Origin of the sequence: Cognatiyoonia sp. IB215182, from assembly GCF_033963905.1 — a bacterium.
Taxonomy (GTDB): Bacteria; Pseudomonadota; Alphaproteobacteria; order Rhodobacterales; family Rhodobacteraceae; genus Yoonia.
Genome location: NZ_JAXBMB010000006.1, coordinates 1 through 14,307, shown reverse-complemented (window position 1 = coordinate 14,307; position 14,307 = coordinate 1). Strand labels below are relative to the sequence as shown.

Genomic DNA, 14,307 nt, shown 5'->3' with positions numbered 1-14,307 from the left:
CCAAATCCTCGGATGAGGATTTGGCACCAGACTTTTCGTGACGAAAAGTCTGTCTCCGCAATTGTGATCGTTTCGTGACAGAGACGATCCGAAGCACTAAGAGAGTGCTACGTGTTCTGTACGGATTCGGGAGCTGCCCTCTTGCCCACCCAACTGCCCCCCGCCCATCCCTTTGACGATGACAAATTGCGGGAGGAATGCGGTGTTTTCGGCGTTGTCGGGGTCGCGGATGCCGCCAATTTTGTGGCCCTTGGCCTGCATGCCCTGCAACACCGCGGTCAAGAGGCAGGTGGCATCGTCACCCATGACGCGAAAACCGGTTTCAACCAGGCCCGCCGCATGGGTCTGGTCCGGGACAACTTCACAAGCGCTGATACGATGCAGATTCTGCCGGGATCTATTGGCATTGGCCATGTCCGCTACTCCACCGCCGGTGTGAAGGGACAAACGGCGATCCGCGACGTGCAACCCTTTTTTGGTGAGTTTTCAATGGGCGGCGCTGCCATTGCGCATAACGGCAACATCACGAATGCAATGCAGTTGCGGCGTGAGTTGATTGAGCGGGGGTCGATCTTTCAAAGCTCGTCTGACTCTGAGTGCATTATCCACCTGATGGCCCGCTCCATGGGCCGCAACATCCCCGACCGCATGGAAGAGGCGTTGCGCAAAGTCGAAGGCGCGTTTTCGATTGTGGCGATGACACGGACCAAGCTGCTGGGCTGTCGTGACCCGCTGGGTGTGCGTCCCCTGGTGCTGGGCAAGATCGGTGATGGCTGGGCGCTCGCCTCGGAAACCTGCGCGTTTGACATCATCGGCGCGGATTTCGTGCGTGAGATTGAGCCGGGTGAAATGGTGGTGATTACCGCGGAAAGGGGCGTCGAAAGCCACTTCCCCTTCCGCCCCAATCGCGCCCGGTTCTGCATCTTTGAACATGTCTATTTCAGCCGCCCGGATTCGATCCTCGGCGGACGCTCCGTCTATGAGACTCGTGAAAACATCGGACGAGAACTGGCGAAAGAGGCGCCGGTGGATGCAGACCTCGTCTGCCCGGTCCCCGATAGCGGAACGCCTGCTGCCATTGGTTACGCGCTACAATCCGGTATCCCCTACGCGATGGGCATTATCCGCAACCAATATATGGGCCGCACCTTTATTGAGCCGACCGAGCAGATCCGGAACATGGGTGTCAGACTCAAGCTCAACGTCAACCGCGCACTGATCAAAGGCAAACGGGTGATCCTTGTCGATGACAGCGTCGTGCGCGGGACGACAAGCCAAAAGATCAAAGAGATGATTCTGGACGCTGGCGCAAAAGAGGTGCATTTCCGCATCGCCTCCCCCCCGACCGCCTGGCCTTGCTTCTATGGTGTGGATACGCCACAGCGCGAGAAACTGCTCGCTGCGACAATGTCCGAGGATGAGATGCGCGACCACCTGGGTGTGGACAGCCTGAAATTCATCACTCTTGACGGCCTCTACCGCGCAGTGGGCGAGGCAGGTGGTCGCGACAGCAGCGCCCCCGCCTACTGCGACGCCTGCTTCTCTGGCGAGTATCCTGTGGCCCCATCGGATATGATCGAACAGGGGTTTCAGGCGAAGACGGCGGCTGAATGACAGGACCAATTGATGACGACCCACGCTGGAGCCTTATTTCCGGTCAGCAATCCAAGTGTCCGTGCTGCGGAGAAGACAGCGCGACCCTTCTGAGCTTGGCTTATGATCGGCCTGATCCCTTCCCCAGTGATGCGCCCGGCCACCAGAATGCGATGCTAAATGCGACGGACGGAGACATCCTGACCGAAGATTTCTGTAGAATGGGTGAATACCGCTTTGTCCGATGCGTTCTGGAGTTTCCGCTAAGAGGCTTGGACGACGATCTGGTCCTGGGCGTTTGGGGGTCCCTGAGTGTAGGCAATTTCGGGAAATATGTTGATCGATTTGACTCGGGAGACCAGGCAGAACTGGGCGATATGTTCAGTTGGTTGATGAATGCAGTGCCCCGCGACCGAAGGCAGCCAGTAAAGATGGTGATGGTACCCCGAGACGGGCGACAACGCCCGCAACTTTACTTTTCCGATGAAGCTGATCTGATGTATCCGCTGCAGCAGAACGGACTTTCCTATGATGAACTCGCTGATCTATTGCAGGGCTATGGCCATGATTTGCGTGCAAAGAACAGGCTAAATTGACATAAGCTCACATGACCACCGTCATCCACCACAACCCCGATTGCGGCACGTCGCGAAACGTGCTGGCAGTGATCCGGGCGTCCGGCACGGAACCCATCGTTATCGAATATCTCAAAACGGGCTGGACCCGACCACAGCTGCAAGCGCTTTTTGCGGCGGCTGACCTGACGCCGCGCGCTGCACTGCGAACATCGAAGTCGCCCGCCGAGGAGCTGGGCCTCACCGACCCGTCTGTCAGTGACGACACGCTGCTGGACGCCATGATCGAACACCCGATCCTGGTCAATCGCCCTATCGTCTGCACACCCAAGGGCGTCGCCCTTTGCCGCCCGTCAGAGGCGGTGCTGCCGCTGCTTGAAAAGCCGCTGACTGCGCCGGTCTACAAGGAAGACGGCACGCTGATCTGCGCGCCCTGATACCTCACGCCAATTGTCGCGGGAATGTGACCGCGAACCTCGCGTCAAGGCCACGGATTGGCCTGTTCCTTGCCACAGTGATCTGACAAACACCCGTGACAATAAAAGCAAATTCGAAGCGGTGTTTCCAATGACAGAACAAACCCCGGCCCGCGTGGCCGCCAATGCCACACGCCCTGATGCGATCGATCTGCGGGACCTGACGGTGATCGGGATCATGCGCGCCTTTGACGGCCCAGCGGCCCTGCTGCGCTCCGGACGCGGTCGGATTGCACGGGTGCAGGTCGGCACACAAGTTTTTGGCGTGACGGTTACGGCGATTGCCAATGATCAGGTGGTGCTGACAAATCGGTCGGGTCAGGCACAGGCCGTTACGGTTGCGGGCGGCTAAGGCTTGACGGCGCGGCGCGTTCGGCACATGACGCGCAACATGACAAAAACTGCACTGATCACAGGCGCCTCGCGCGGGTTGGGCGCGGCCCTCGCCAAAGCGCTGGCCCCTACCCACCACATCATCGCGGTCGCGAAGACTGTTGGAGCGCTCGAAGAGCTTGACGATGCCATCCAAGCTGCAGGCGGCCAAGCGACCCTTGCCCCCATGGACATCACCATTGATGCCGCCATGCAGCAGCTTTGTCGCGGCATTTTTGACCGGTGGGGCAGTCTTGATCTATGGGTGCATACAGCAATCCATGCGGCACCGCTCGCCCCTGTGGGCCATCTAGCACCCAAAGACATGGAAAAGTCCATTGCGGTGAATACTGCGGCGACCTCACGTCTGATCACCTATGTCAGCCCGCTTTTGGGAGCCGAAGGACGCGCCGTCTTTTTCGATGACCCGCGCGGCGGGCAACAGTTCTTTGGCGCCTATGGTGCGACGAAAGCCGCGCAAATGGCGCTCGCGCGATCCTGGCAGGCAGAGACGGTCAAAACCGGGCCAAAGGTGACAATCCTTGATCCCGCGCCCATGCCGACAGCGACCCGCGCCCGGTTTTATCCCGGCGAAGACCGCGACGCGCTGACCGATCCATCCGCCGAAGCGGCGCGGCTGCTGCCTGACATCCTCGGTTAACACCGTCGCCGGACCGTTGCTCATAGTCGACGCTTCGTCACAACCTCCCTTGGGCCGAACGCGGGTGCTTGCCGCGCCCCGAGTGCTCGCATAGGTAAGAAACCAAGGGGCGAAGGGGCAGAAAATGCGCATTCTGATTACCAATGATGACGGGATCAACGCACCGGGTCTGCAGGTGCTGACCGCCATTGCCCGCGACGTCGCCGGACCTGATGGGGAAGTTTGGACCGTGGCGCCCGCGTTTGAGCAATCAGGCGTCGGCCATTGCATCAGCTATACGCACCCGACCATGATTGCCGAGCTGGAGCCACGGCGCTTTGCGGCGGAAGGATCACCGGCCGATTGCGTGATTGCGGGGCTTTATCACGTATTGAAGGAGACGCCGCCCGATCTGATCCTGTCAGGCGTGAACCGGGGCAACAATGCGGCGGAAAACACGCTTTACTCCGGCACCGTTGGCGCCTGTATCGAAGGGGCGCTGCAGGGCGTGCGCTCCATTGCGCTTTCGCAGTTTTATGGGCCCGATAACGCCAATCTCGACAATCCGTTTGAGGCGGCGGCGTATCACGGGGCGGACACGGTGATCGCCTTGATGCATGACAGCCTGTGGGACGACGCCGATTACAAACTGTTTTACAACGTAAACTTCCCACCCGTGCCAGCGACCGAGGTCAAGGGCCTCGCCCCCACGACCCAAGGGTTCCGCCTGAACACACGGTTTCGGGCCGAGGCGCAGACATCGCCCACGGGGCGCAAATTCCTGTGGGTGCGCGGCGGCCCGCAGCATGAGCCTACTGCGCCCGGCACCGATGCGGCGGCCAATCTGGACGGCTATATCTCGATCACGCCCATGCGCGCCGATCTCACTGATTACGACATGATCGCGCGGCTCGACGAGGCGCTGAAGTGACATTCGACGCCGCGACAAAAATGCAATTCCTCTATCAGTTGCGCAGCAAAGGTGTGACCGATACGCGCGTGCTGACAGCGATGGAGCAGGTCGACCGCGCCGATTACGTCAAAGGCACGTTCGCAGACCGCGCTTATGAAGACATGCCGCTGCCCATCGCCTGCGGGCAGACGATTAGCCAACCCTCTGTCGTGGGGCTGATGACGCAGGCGCTGAAGGTGGAGCCGCGGGATAAGGTGCTCGAAATCGGGACCGGCTCTGGCTATCAGGCCGCGATCCTGAGCAAGCTCGCGCGCCGGGTCTATACGGTCGATCGCTACCGTCGGCTTGTCCATGCCGCTCGCGCCGTGTTTGAGGCGCATGACATCACCAACATCACCACCTTCACCGCCGATGGCAGCCATGGCTTTACCGAACAGGCACCGTTCGACAAGATCCTCGTCACCGCCGCAGCGGAGGACCCGCCGGGGCCGCTCTTGGCCCAATTGCGGGTCGGCGGGATCATGGTACTGCCCGTCGGTCAATCCGATGCAGTGCAAAGCCTGATCCGGGTAACGCGGCTTGAAAACGGCTATGATTATGACGAATTGCGGTCTGTGCGCTTTGTCCCCTTGCTAGAAGGGCTCGGACAAGAGTAAACTAACACAAAATCTAGTACGACCCCGGCGAACAAGGGGCGACTTGGCACAAGGAGCGGTAGGTATGACCAGAGGGCAGTTCTCGGGCAGACGGATATTGATGGCAGGTGTCGCACTCAGCGTGTTGGCGGCTTGCGAGGATTTCGATTTTGACTTGCGGGATCGCGGGGGTGGCTTTGATACGACCCGCGCGGTGCAGGAATTGCCGAACCGGCCCCGACCCGATGATCGCGGTGTGATCTCCTATCCGAACTATCAGGTTGTGGTGGCAAGGCGCGACGACACGATCCGGGGGATCGCGATCCGTCTGGGCCTCGATGCCAATGAACTGGCTGAGTATAACGGGATTGAGCCGGATGTGATCTTGCGGCGCGACGAGATCATCGCGCTGCCGACCCGCGTCGCTGAACCGTCTCTGGCAACGGGTGCTGACAGCAATGGCCCGATCCAGACACTGGATGTGGCGGCAGTTGCGACATCGGCGCTCGACCGCGCGGATGCGGCTGGCACGGTGACCACGGCACCGCTGGCACCGACCCCGGCTGCGGCACCGGCGCCCGTACAAGCTGCGGCCGAGCCGATCCGTCATCAGGTCGTGCGGGGCGAGACGGCCTTTTCCATCTCGCGCCTTTACAACGTATCGGTCTCCCGCATAGCGGAGTGGAACGGGCTCGACAGCCAGTTCACCATCCGCGAGGGGCAGTTCCTGTTGATACCGCAGGACGGCGCGGCACCAGCCACGGCGCCAACGACGGTCAGCGCACCGGTCACAGCACCCGGCGAAGGGACTGAGACGCCGGTGCCGCCGAGCGCGACAGAGCCGCTGCCCGTCGCGGCAGCCCCTGTTGCCGCACCAGAGGCGCCCCCTGCCCCAGATCTCGGTACGCCGACCTCAGCCACAGCGTCTTCTGCGCGCTTCGTGGCACCCGTTCAGGGCAGCATCATCCGAGGCTATGCGCCGGGCAGCAATGAGGGGATCGATTTCGGCGTACCTGCAGGGACTTCCGTACAGGCCGCAGGCAGCGGCACCGTGGCGGCTGTCACGACGGATACGACGGGTGGTTCCATTGTCGTCATCAAGCACGATGATGGCCTGCTGACGGTTTACACGCAGATGGACGCATTGACGGTGTCAAAGAACGACACGGTCAGCAGCGGTCAGAAAATCGGCGAGGTGCGGGCGGCGGACACACCCTTCCTACATTTTGAGGTACGACGCGGACTGCAAAGCGTCGACCCGACCGAGTATCTGCCTTAAGTGATCAGGCGTCAGGCGGGCTGCGGCCCGTCTGATGCAATTCTGATGCCTTTGCGGCCTGCAAGATCAGTGAAGTATTGCCAGGCAACGCGCCCCGAACGGCTGCCGCGCGTGGCTTGCCATTCGATGGCCTCCGCCCGCAGAGTAGCCTCATCCATGCTGATCCCGTAGGCGTCACAATAGCCCCGGATCATCGCGAGATATTCGTCCTGATCGCAGGGGTGAAAACCCAGCCACAGCCCGAAACGGTCTGACAACGAGACCTTTTCCTCAACCGCCTCTGACGGGGAAATCGCCGTAGAGCGCTCGTTCTCGATCATATCCCGTGGCATCAGGTGGCGACGGTTCGACGTCGCGTAAAGCACCACATTGTCGGGCCGCCCTTCAATCCCGCCATCCAGTACGGCCTTGAGTGATTTGTAATGCGCATCATCATGGCCAAAGGACAGATCATCGCAAAACAGGATAAAGCGCTCCGCCGCGCCGCGCAGTAGGTTCAGACAGCGCCCGATGCTGGGCAGGTCCTCGCGCTGGACTTCAACGATCTTTAACTGCGGGTAATCAGGTTGCAAAGCGCCGTGGATCGCTTTGACAAGACTTGATTTTCCCATACCACGCGCGCCCCAAAGCAGCGCGTTGTTGGCAGGCAAACCTGCAGCAAACTGGGTGGTATTGGCCAACAGCGTATCGCGTGATCGGTCAATCCCGACGAGCAGATCAATGACGACGCGGTTCACCTGCGCCACTGGCAGCAGGCGGTCAGGATCTGGATGCCAGACAAAGGCCTCGGCCGATCCAAAATCAGGCGCAGGCGCGGGAGGCGGGCTGAGCCGCTCCAGCGCCTCTGCGATCCGTTCGGCGGTCTTCTTTTTCACGTCCTGGTGTCCGCCTCGTCAGCCACATCTGCGGCGACTTCATCATCTGCATCGACGTCAAACAGGCTCTCATCCTCGCCAATCACACCTTCGGCGCGGGCCACTCGATCCTTTTTGCGTTCGACTGCGGCGACAAGGTGGATCGACACTTCATAAAGGCCATAGACGACAACAAACAGGATCAGCTGCGTGGTGACATCAGGTGGGGTCACAAGGGCCGCAACGATCAGAATGCCTACAATCGCGTATTTGCGTGTCCCCCGCAGACCGCGCGAACTGGCAAGGCCCGCAGTACCAAGCAAGGTTAGCAAAACAGGAAGTTGGAAACACAAGCCAAAGGCAACGATCATCTTGAGCGTGATATCAAGTGTTTCGTTCACTTTCCCGTTAAAGACGATATCGACGCCGGTATCCGGCAGAGCGACCCCACCAGCCGCCCCCGGCAAAAGCGATGCCCCCACATCATCAGGGGCAAGATCCGCCATCAGCGCAGAGACATATGAGGGCAGATCGGCGAAGCCCAGGAAGAACGCCATCGCCAAAGGCACGACGATGTAGTGGGCGAAAGATGCGCCCAAGATAAAGAGAAACGGCGACGCGATGATAAAGGGCAGAAACGCGTTCTTTTCATTGCGATAAAGGCCAGGCGCCACAAAACGCCAAAGCTGGTAAGCGATGATAGGAAACGCCAGCGTCAGACCGCCCACGACCGAGATGCGGATCAGCGTGAAAAAGTATTCCTGCGGCGCAGTGTACTGCATGACCGGGTTGGGGTCGCCCAGATCGCGCATCGTGCGTTCAATCGGGCCCAGCAGGAAATCCAGCAGGATGCCTCCAAAAGAAAAGCAGAACACCATCGCGACCAGAAAGGCCGACACCGAATAAATCAGCCGCTGGCGCAGCTCGATCAGGTGTTCCATCAGTGGGGCAGAGCTATCGTCAATCTCGTCTGCGGCGCTCATTCTTCAGCCTTTGGTATTTTGGGTGGCGGCGGTGGCGGTGGGGCGCCTGCGGCAATCGCCTCGTCTTCCGCCTCGCGCGCCTTGCGCTCAATGGCGGCTTTAGCCATCGCCTCGCTCAGCTTTTCCTTTTGTGCCTGGCGTTCTGCCGATAGCGCCTGCGTCGCGGGGCCCTTGGTTACACCCGCCGCTTCCTTGATCTTGTCGACGCCGAATTGCTGCGGGTTGGCTGCGGCCTTCAGCGTGTTGGAGACATCCTTGACCCCAGATTCATTGGCCGCCTGCTCCATCGCGCGGGAAAACTCGCGCGCCATCATCCGCGCCTTGCCTGTGAACTGACCGATGGAACGAAAAAGGCCCGGCAGATCCTTTGGCCCGATCACGATCAGGGCCACGATGCCGATCACCAACATTTCGCTCCAGCCAAGGCCAAACATCGCGCGCGTCCGCCCTGATCAGACTTTGTCTTTGTCTTCTTCGGGCGTCACATCGCGCGCCTCAGCCATGCTGTCTTCGATCTCTTTCTTGCCGTCATCCACGCCCTTCTTGAACGCGGTGATGCCTTTGCCCACCTCGCCCATGAGGCCGGAAATCTTGCCGCGCCCGAACAGGACAAGCACGACGACTGCGATCAAAAGAAGGCCGGGAAGGCCGATATTGTTGAGCATGATAGTCTCCTCTGCCAGGCATCATCTGCCCGATACGTCATGAACTTGCTCAGGACAAATAGGCTGCGTTCGCGAACAAGGGAAGCGTCTAGGGCAGCTTTTCATGCCCATGAATGCCTATTTTTCAAAGGTTTTTTCAAATTTGTGACAAAAAGTTGTCAGTTGTCAGAATATTGGCAAAATGAGGCAGTCCAAATGAGGAAACAAATGCGCCGCGCCGACAGATTGATGCAACTCGTTCAGATTCTGCGAGACGGCACCCTGCACCGTGCGGGTGACCTTGCGGCAGCGACCAATGTGTCACTGCGAACCATTTATCGCGATATGGAGACGCTGGCCGCCTCTGGCGTACCCATCGAAGGTGAGCGCGGGATAGGTTACCGCGTGACGGCGGCGATCACCCTGCCCCCGTTAAACCTGACCATGACCGAGCTTGAGGCGCTGCATCTTGGATTGCTCGCCGTCGGTCAGGGCCAAGATACCGAGTTGTCCGCAGCGGCTGAAGCTTTGTCAAACAAGCTTGATGCGGTCATGCCCGAAGATCGCAGCCGCGCACCTCCGGGATACAGCCTTGCCGTTTACCCATTTGCGGATGCTGCGCGCGGCTTTCAGTATTTGCCACAAATGCGCCAAGCGATCCGCACGCGCCAAAAGCTTGCACTAGTTCTGGATGATGAAGAGCGGATCGTGCGGCCATTGCAACTGGACTATTGGGGGCGACTTTGGACTTGCGTTGTCTGGTGTGAGACGCGCAAAGACTTCGATGCGCTACGCGTGGATCAGATTACCGATCTGCGCGTGCTGCCGAGCCTTTTTGTTGATGAAGCCGACAAATCGCTCAGCGCTTTCAATGCGCGGCGTCACAGCCAGTCAGAAAATGCGACAAGCGGTCGGAAGTAAGCAATCTTACGCGGACGGGTTTCTGCGCTCTCATCCCAGGGCGCGACCCCGTGCAGCAAATGGCGATGCAGCAGGATCACCTCACCCGGCTGCGCGCGGATTGGTATGCGAGGACACTTTTCGAAGATGCCGCGGCGAGCTGCCTGATAGATTGACGTGACATCCTCATCGGCCCATCTGTCCACAGGAAGACCTGCAAACGCCTTAGCAAATGTCGCCCCGATCATGAGATGGCTGCCCGGCCAAACCACCAGGGGGCTAGCGTCAACATCATCCAATGGGATCCCCGCGACAAACCCGTGTGGCTCGCGCAGATGGCGACGTCTGCGCCGGCCTTCGGGCAGCAATCCGTCCACATGAGCAGCATCCCGGTCGCGCCGAAACCGATGCGATGACGCGCTTTCATCAGAATCCTTGCGCGGATAGCCCGGATAAATGATGGAAAGCTGCGCACGATGCCAACGCGTCGATACTGGAACAAGGTCGCGCCAAGCGCCGTCCAAAGGCACGCCAGCGATACTTCCGTCATGGTCGTTGGGCAAAGCATCGACGCCAACAAACCATGTATTGCCATAACGTCGTTCAGGGTCTTGTGCAACAATGTTGGCCGCAATGATGTTCGCCGCATTGGCCCAAGCAAGAACCGACGGATCGTTTGGTACAATCACATAGCCATCTCGGGCCAGCGCCAGCGAGCGCGCTTCTGAGGCGATCATCCCGGACGCGACTTACGCAACACGCGCGACGACATGGTCAAGTGCAGCCAACACAATCTCCGGACCGGCACCTTCTCTATGCGCATTTTCCGACAAATGTCGCCGCCAGCCCCGCGCGCCGGGCCGTCCCTGAAAAAGGCCCAACATGTGACGTGTCACCTGCCCCAGCTTGCCCCCAGCTCGGACATGCGATTCGATGTAAGGTAGCATCGCCATCACAATATCTTCCGCGCTGCGTGTATGCCCATCGCCAAAGATGCGCGCATCCGCGTCCAACAGAATGTCGCTCGGATTATGGTAAGCCGCACGCCCGATCATGACGCCATCCAAGCCTTGCTCAAGGAAGTGCGCAGCCTGGTCCAGGCTTTCAATTCCTCCATTGATTGATATGTGCAAGTGCGGAAATTTCGCTTTCATCTTCAGAACCAGATCGTAGTCAAGCGGGGGTACATCGCGGTTCTCTTTTGGACTGAGCCCCTGCAACCACGCTTTGCGCGCATGGATCGCAAAGCGCTCTATTCCGGCGGCAGAAACGCGCTCCAGAAACTCAGGCAAGACTTCAGTGGGCTCCTGATCGTCGACACCGATCCGGCATTTGACCGTGACCGGTACATCAACTGCTTCGCGCATCGCGGCAACGCATTTGGCCACCAGTTGTGGCTCTTCCATCAATACAGCGCCAAAGCGACCGGATTGGACACGGTCGGAGGGGCAACCGCAGTTAAGGTTGATTTCATCAAAGCCAAAAGCGGCTGCAATACGCGCCGCCGCGGCCAGCTCAGCCGGGTCCGAGCCGCCCAATTGCAAAGCGACCGGATGTTCAGCCTCGTCAAAGCCCAGCAGCCTGTCCCGATCACCATGAATAATCGCGGGTGCCGTCACCATCTCGGTATAGAGCAAGGCATGCCGCGACATCTGCCGGTGCAGATACCGGCAATGGCGATCTGTCCAATCCATCATCGGGGCCGTGGACAATCTAGCGTGTTGATTTATTTTCATTTTTTGTATATCTTCAAACTGTTAGCGGCAGATGTTGCAACGCTGGAATACGCCCCAATATCCCCGAACTTGCCCCTCTACGACGACTCATTGCACACACAGCGCACACGAAAATCGCCTCCATCACCAAGCTCCCCTCCGGTGCATACCGGGTCCAGATCAGACGAAAGGGCCGCTACGCGAGCAAGACGTTCCTCCGCCGCGATGACGCCCATCGTTGGGCCCACCAGGCGGAGACCCGGGTCGATCAGGGGCTGGCGCCGAACAAGTCGTCCGTTTCCCGCCTCCGGACCTTTGGCGACCTCATCGACCTTCATATAGCCGATATGTGCGAGGTAGGGAAACCGCCGCGTCGCAGCAAGGCCGCCACGCTCACGGCGCTCAAGCGCGATCTCGGGAAGGAAAAGATCGGCCACCTCGACCGGCAGAAGTTGATCGACTACGGCAAGATGCGCGCGGAGCAAGGTACGGGCCCGGTCACCCTCGGGATCGACATCGGCGTGATCAAGATGATCATCACACTTGCGGCGGCTGTGCACGGCCTCGACATCTCTCCAGAACCCGTTGATCTGGCGCTAGTCGCGCTCAAGCGTCTCGGTCTGATCGGCAAGGGCACAGAGCGGGATCGTCGCCCCACCACGGACGAACTGAACCGCCTCTTCCGTTGCTTCGATGGCAACGAACGCCTGACCCTGCCGGTGACACGGGTCGTTAAGTTCGCGGTGGCCACGGCCATGCGGCTCGACGAGATATGCCGCGTCGAATGGGCCGATCTCGACCTTGATCGCCGCATGCTCCTGATCCGCGACCGCAAGGACCCACGCAACAAGACCGGCAACGACCAGCGGATCCCGCTCTTCGCGGCCACTGGCTTCGACGCCTGGACGCTGGTCAAGGCCCAGGCCAAGGAAATGGGGCACGCAAAGGGCCGCATATTTCCCTACTACTCAAGATCGGTCGGAACCGCCTTCCGGCGGGCCTGCAAGGATGTCGGTGTGAAGGACCTGCATTTTCACGATCTGCGCCACGAAGGTACTAGCCGCCTGTTTGAGGCCGGCTTTGCCATCGAGCAAGTCTCGCTGGTTACCGGCCACAAGGACTGGAAGATGCTGCACCGCTACACCCATATCCGCCCGGAGGCCCTGCACCGGCTGGCCGCATCGCGCGGCCCCTCCCCGCTGGGGGATCTCGCAGCCGAGTCATCCGAGAGTCAGAGAGGTGCCGTTCCGGCCCGTGACGGGTTTGGAGGTCGAGAGAGAGGCTTTCGACCGCCCGTCGCAGGAGAAAAACCATGAATACCGAAATCATTGATGCCGGGCGCGACATCAGCGGCGGCTACAAGGTGGATGTGTCGCGCGGCACGAACGTGGACCGCGTGTCGTCCGAGTGGTTCTCGCGGCCGGATGACGAGCGATATCTGTCGCTCGACGACCTTTTCGCCTCGGTCAAGGGTCGGGCGGAGCGGAGCCGGACGCGCACGGTGGAGAGTGCGGCGATCCGGGTCGAGGCGCATCGCGACGACCCGGAGAAGCTGGGCCTTGTGCTGCCTGGCGCGGATGAGCCAGTTGCGCCGACGCATTGGTCCTTCGGCCAGCTCTCGAGCCTCGTGGGCGCGCCCGCAGCATACTTGCGGCAACTGCCCGCGCCGCTGGCCGGGATCAACCTCCAATACGGGCTTACCAACCATCGAGCCGAGCAGATCAAAACCATGGAGGTCGCGGATGGCCGCGCGGAGCTGCGTGCCGTAACGGGCCCCGACTACGGCCGCATCTACGACCACGAACTGGTCTCCGCCGTGCAGCGCATCGCGGGCAACGGCACCAGCGACACGCGCTGGAAAGTGCCGGGTGTGCTCGATTGGTTGACCGGCATCTACAACCCGCGCGTGGACGTCACGAAGGAGACGACGACGCTCTACGCCTCGGACCGCGACGTGTTCCTGTTCCTCGTCGACGACTTCAACCTGATCGAGGCGGGGCTGCTGCCCGACGGCCCGCCCGACCTCTATTTCTGGGGGGGTTTTGCTGGAATTCCGAGGTGGGACCAAAGACGCTTGGTATCGCCAGCTTCTACCTGCGCGCCGTCTGCCAGAACCGCAATCTCTGGGGCGTCGAGGACTTCCAGGAGTCACGATCCGGCAAATAATTCAGTCAATCTACATACTCGGCAATCAACTGCTGGATCAAACTATTTCGAAGCGTGGTTCTAAGACAAATTTCGCACTGGTTATTCTCTTTCCTTCAACACTCATTGCCGTTAACACTACCGGCAACGTTTCTCCTTCCATCAAGCCCATAGACTTTTCTGCGTCGGAGGCGAGAACGCGCAACCTTACTAAATCAATCACTTCAGAAGAACCCAGCGCAACAATAGTGTAGGCGGAAGCTTGACCATCTGGAAGGAAAGCATCAACCATCACTTCTGCACCGCCCTGAGTGCTTGGATCAATGTCAATGCTGAAGCCGCCTTCCGTCAAACGAAATGGATTCTCATCTGCTGCAAAGACTCGCGGCTCGAGCAATATTCCGGAACCATCTAAATCAGAATTCAAAATATCCACTACAAGATAAGGTTGTACGACAAATGCATTCCCACCAGCGTTGGAAACAATGACCCGCACTGAAAACGTCGAATTTGGCTAGATTAGGGTGAGGACCCATTGATTTCCTTGGGACGGCGTGATTCACGGTCCGAAAAACGAGCGGTG

At 59.7% G+C, this 14,307-nt stretch carries 18 protein-coding genes and 1 pseudogene; 11 read left to right on the top strand and 8 right to left on the bottom strand.

Going from position 1 to position 14,307, the window contains the following annotated elements; genetic code table 11:
* The first annotated feature begins 141 nt into the window (after positions 1 to 141).
* From purF to SLH47_RS12850, 8 genes are all read left to right on the top strand, one after another.
* Complete coding sequence (gene purF, locus SLH47_RS12885) at positions 142 to 1,614, top strand: amidophosphoribosyltransferase (protein ID WP_320239963.1); 1,473 nt, start codon at positions 142 to 144, stop codon at positions 1,612 to 1,614.
* The gene (locus tag SLH47_RS12880; RefSeq protein WP_320239962.1) at positions 1,611 to 2,189 is read left to right on the top strand and encodes a DUF2199 domain-containing protein; all 579 of its coding nucleotides are present in this window, start codon (positions 1,611 to 1,613) and stop codon (positions 2,187 to 2,189) included. The genes purF and SLH47_RS12880 overlap by 4 nt, the downstream gene beginning before the upstream one ends.
* An 11-nt stretch (positions 2,190 to 2,200) precedes the next feature.
* Positions 2,201 to 2,605, top strand: coding sequence for an arsenate reductase (glutaredoxin) (arsC, locus tag SLH47_RS12875; RefSeq protein WP_320239961.1), 405 nt, complete (start codon positions 2,201 to 2,203; stop codon positions 2,603 to 2,605).
* A 130-nt stretch (positions 2,606 to 2,735) separates the two neighbouring features.
* Entirely contained in the window at positions 2,736 to 2,996 is a 261-nt protein-coding gene (locus SLH47_RS12870) for a pilus assembly protein PilZ (protein ID WP_320239960.1), read from the top strand.
* A 39-nt stretch (positions 2,997 to 3,035) separates the two neighbouring features.
* Positions 3,036 to 3,677, top strand: coding sequence for an SDR family NAD(P)-dependent oxidoreductase (locus SLH47_RS12865; RefSeq protein ID WP_320239959.1), 642 nt, complete (start codon positions 3,036 to 3,038; stop codon positions 3,675 to 3,677).
* A gap of 124 nt (positions 3,678 to 3,801) precedes the next feature.
* Positions 3,802 to 4,587 (top strand): 5'/3'-nucleotidase SurE, encoded by a 786-nt coding sequence (surE, locus tag SLH47_RS12860; protein ID WP_320239958.1) that lies wholly within the window; start codon positions 3,802 to 3,804, stop codon positions 4,585 to 4,587.
* A complete protein-coding gene (locus tag SLH47_RS12855) occupies positions 4,584 to 5,225 on the top strand; it encodes a protein-L-isoaspartate(D-aspartate) O-methyltransferase (RefSeq protein WP_320239957.1) in 642 nt (213 codons plus the stop codon). The genes surE and SLH47_RS12855 overlap by 4 nt, the downstream gene beginning before the upstream one ends.
* A gap of 64 nt (positions 5,226 to 5,289) precedes the next feature.
* A complete protein-coding gene (locus SLH47_RS12850; RefSeq protein WP_320239956.1) occupies positions 5,290 to 6,483 on the top strand; it encodes a LysM peptidoglycan-binding domain-containing M23 family metallopeptidase in 1,194 nt (397 codons plus the stop codon).
* Positions 6,484 to 6,494: 11 nt separating this feature from the next.
* Here the strand turns inward: SLH47_RS12850 and SLH47_RS12845 are convergent, their stop codons facing one another.
* The 4 genes from SLH47_RS12845 to SLH47_RS12830 are packed head-to-tail and all read right to left on the bottom strand — an operon-like array spanning position 6,495 to position 8,985.
* Complete coding sequence (locus tag SLH47_RS12845; RefSeq protein ID WP_320239955.1) at positions 6,495 to 7,358, bottom strand: ATP-binding protein; 864 nt, start codon at positions 7,356 to 7,358, stop codon at positions 6,495 to 6,497.
* Positions 7,355 to 8,320 carry a twin-arginine translocase subunit TatC gene (gene tatC / locus SLH47_RS12840; protein WP_320239954.1) on the bottom strand — a complete coding sequence of 322 codons (966 nt, stop codon included), beginning with the start codon at positions 8,318 to 8,320 and terminating at the stop codon, positions 7,355 to 7,357. Before tatC ends, SLH47_RS12845 begins: the two co-directional genes overlap by 4 nt.
* A complete protein-coding gene (gene tatB, locus SLH47_RS12835; protein WP_320239953.1) occupies positions 8,317 to 8,754 on the bottom strand; it encodes a Sec-independent protein translocase protein TatB in 438 nt (145 codons plus the stop codon). The genes tatC and tatB overlap by 4 nt, the downstream gene beginning before the upstream one ends.
* Before the next feature lie 18 nt (positions 8,755 to 8,772).
* Complete coding sequence (locus tag SLH47_RS12830; protein WP_320239952.1) at positions 8,773 to 8,985, bottom strand: twin-arginine translocase TatA/TatE family subunit; 213 nt, start codon at positions 8,983 to 8,985, stop codon at positions 8,773 to 8,775.
* A gap of 207 nt (positions 8,986 to 9,192) precedes the next feature.
* Between SLH47_RS12830 and SLH47_RS12825 the strand changes: the two genes are divergently transcribed.
* Positions 9,193 to 9,885 carry a YafY family protein gene (locus tag SLH47_RS12825; RefSeq protein ID WP_320240370.1) on the top strand — a complete coding sequence of 231 codons (693 nt, stop codon included), beginning with the start codon at positions 9,193 to 9,195 and terminating at the stop codon, positions 9,883 to 9,885.
* On the opposite strand, the gene SLH47_RS12820 is transcribed toward SLH47_RS12825, so the two are convergent.
* The 3 genes from SLH47_RS12820 to SLH47_RS12810 all read right to left on the bottom strand — a co-directional run bounded on the left by SLH47_RS12820 (position 9,846) and on the right by SLH47_RS12810 (position 12,016).
* Positions 9,846 to 10,601 carry a hypothetical protein gene (locus tag SLH47_RS12820; protein WP_320239951.1) on the bottom strand — a complete coding sequence of 252 codons (756 nt, stop codon included), beginning with the start codon at positions 10,599 to 10,601 and terminating at the stop codon, positions 9,846 to 9,848. The genes SLH47_RS12825 and SLH47_RS12820 overlap by 40 nt on opposite strands.
* Positions 10,602 to 10,613: 12 nt before the next feature.
* Positions 10,614 to 11,600: a tRNA dihydrouridine(20/20a) synthase DusA gene (dusA, locus tag SLH47_RS12815; RefSeq protein WP_320239950.1), complete on the bottom strand. Its 987-nt coding sequence runs from the start codon at positions 11,598 to 11,600 to the stop codon at positions 10,614 to 10,616.
* A 77-nt stretch (positions 11,601 to 11,677) separates the two neighbouring features.
* Positions 11,678 to 12,016 carry a hypothetical protein gene (locus tag SLH47_RS12810; RefSeq protein WP_320239949.1) on the bottom strand — a complete coding sequence of 113 codons (339 nt, stop codon included), beginning with the start codon at positions 12,014 to 12,016 and terminating at the stop codon, positions 11,678 to 11,680.
* 15 nt (positions 12,017 to 12,031) lie between these two features.
* Here SLH47_RS12810 and SLH47_RS12805 point away from each other — a divergent pair, with 15 nt between their 5' ends.
* Together SLH47_RS12805 and SLH47_RS12800 are read left to right on the top strand one after the other, a co-directional pair.
* Positions 12,032 to 12,895, top strand: a complete 864-nt coding sequence (locus tag SLH47_RS12805) for a site-specific integrase (RefSeq protein ID WP_320239948.1) — start codon at positions 12,032 to 12,034, stop codon at positions 12,893 to 12,895.
* Positions 12,892 to 13,727: pseudogene (locus tag SLH47_RS12800) on the top strand (DUF932 domain-containing protein); the annotation flags it as partial. The gene SLH47_RS12805 and the pseudogene SLH47_RS12800, both read left to right, overlap by 4 nt.
* A 55-nt stretch (positions 13,728 to 13,782) precedes the next feature.
* Here SLH47_RS12800 and SLH47_RS12795 read toward each other — a convergent pair.
* A complete protein-coding gene (locus SLH47_RS12795; RefSeq protein ID WP_320239947.1) occupies positions 13,783 to 14,220 on the bottom strand; it encodes a hypothetical protein in 438 nt (145 codons plus the stop codon).
* Positions 14,221 to 14,307 lie beyond the last annotated feature (87 nt).

Bases quoted from the DNA above. Each gene is read 5' to 3' on its own strand.
- SLH47_RS12880 (WP_320239962.1), top strand. From the start codon at position 1,611: ATGACAGGACCAATTGATGACGACCCACGCTGGAGCCTTATTTCCGGT.
- arsC (WP_320239961.1), top strand. From the start codon at position 2,201: ATGACCACCGTCATCCACCACAACCCCGATTGCGGCACGTCGCGAAAC.
- SLH47_RS12870 (WP_320239960.1), top strand. From the start codon at position 2,736: ATGACAGAACAAACCCCGGCCCGCGTGGCCGCCAATGCCACACGCCCT.
- SLH47_RS12865 (WP_320239959.1), top strand. From the start codon at position 3,036: ATGACAAAAACTGCACTGATCACAGGCGCCTCGCGCGGGTTGGGCGCG.
- surE (WP_320239958.1), top strand. From the start codon at position 3,802: ATGCGCATTCTGATTACCAATGATGACGGGATCAACGCACCGGGTCTG.
- SLH47_RS12850 (WP_320239956.1), top strand. From the start codon at position 5,290: ATGACCAGAGGGCAGTTCTCGGGCAGACGGATATTGATGGCAGGTGTC.
- tatC (WP_320239954.1), bottom strand. From the start codon at position 8,320: ATGAGCGCCGCAGACGAGATTGACGATAGCTCTGCCCCACTGATGGAA.
- tatB (WP_320239953.1), bottom strand. From the start codon at position 8,754: ATGTTTGGCCTTGGCTGGAGCGAAATGTTGGTGATCGGCATCGTGGCC.
- SLH47_RS12830 (WP_320239952.1), bottom strand. From the start codon at position 8,985: ATGCTCAACAATATCGGCCTTCCCGGCCTTCTTTTGATCGCAGTCGTC.
- SLH47_RS12825 (WP_320240370.1), top strand. From the start codon at position 9,193: ATGCGCCGCGCCGACAGATTGATGCAACTCGTTCAGATTCTGCGAGAC.
- SLH47_RS12820 (WP_320239951.1), bottom strand. From the start codon at position 10,601: ATGATCGCCTCAGAAGCGCGCTCGCTGGCGCTGGCCCGAGATGGCTAT.
- dusA (WP_320239950.1), bottom strand. From the start codon at position 11,600: ATGAAAATAAATCAACACGCTAGATTGTCCACGGCCCCGATGATGGAT.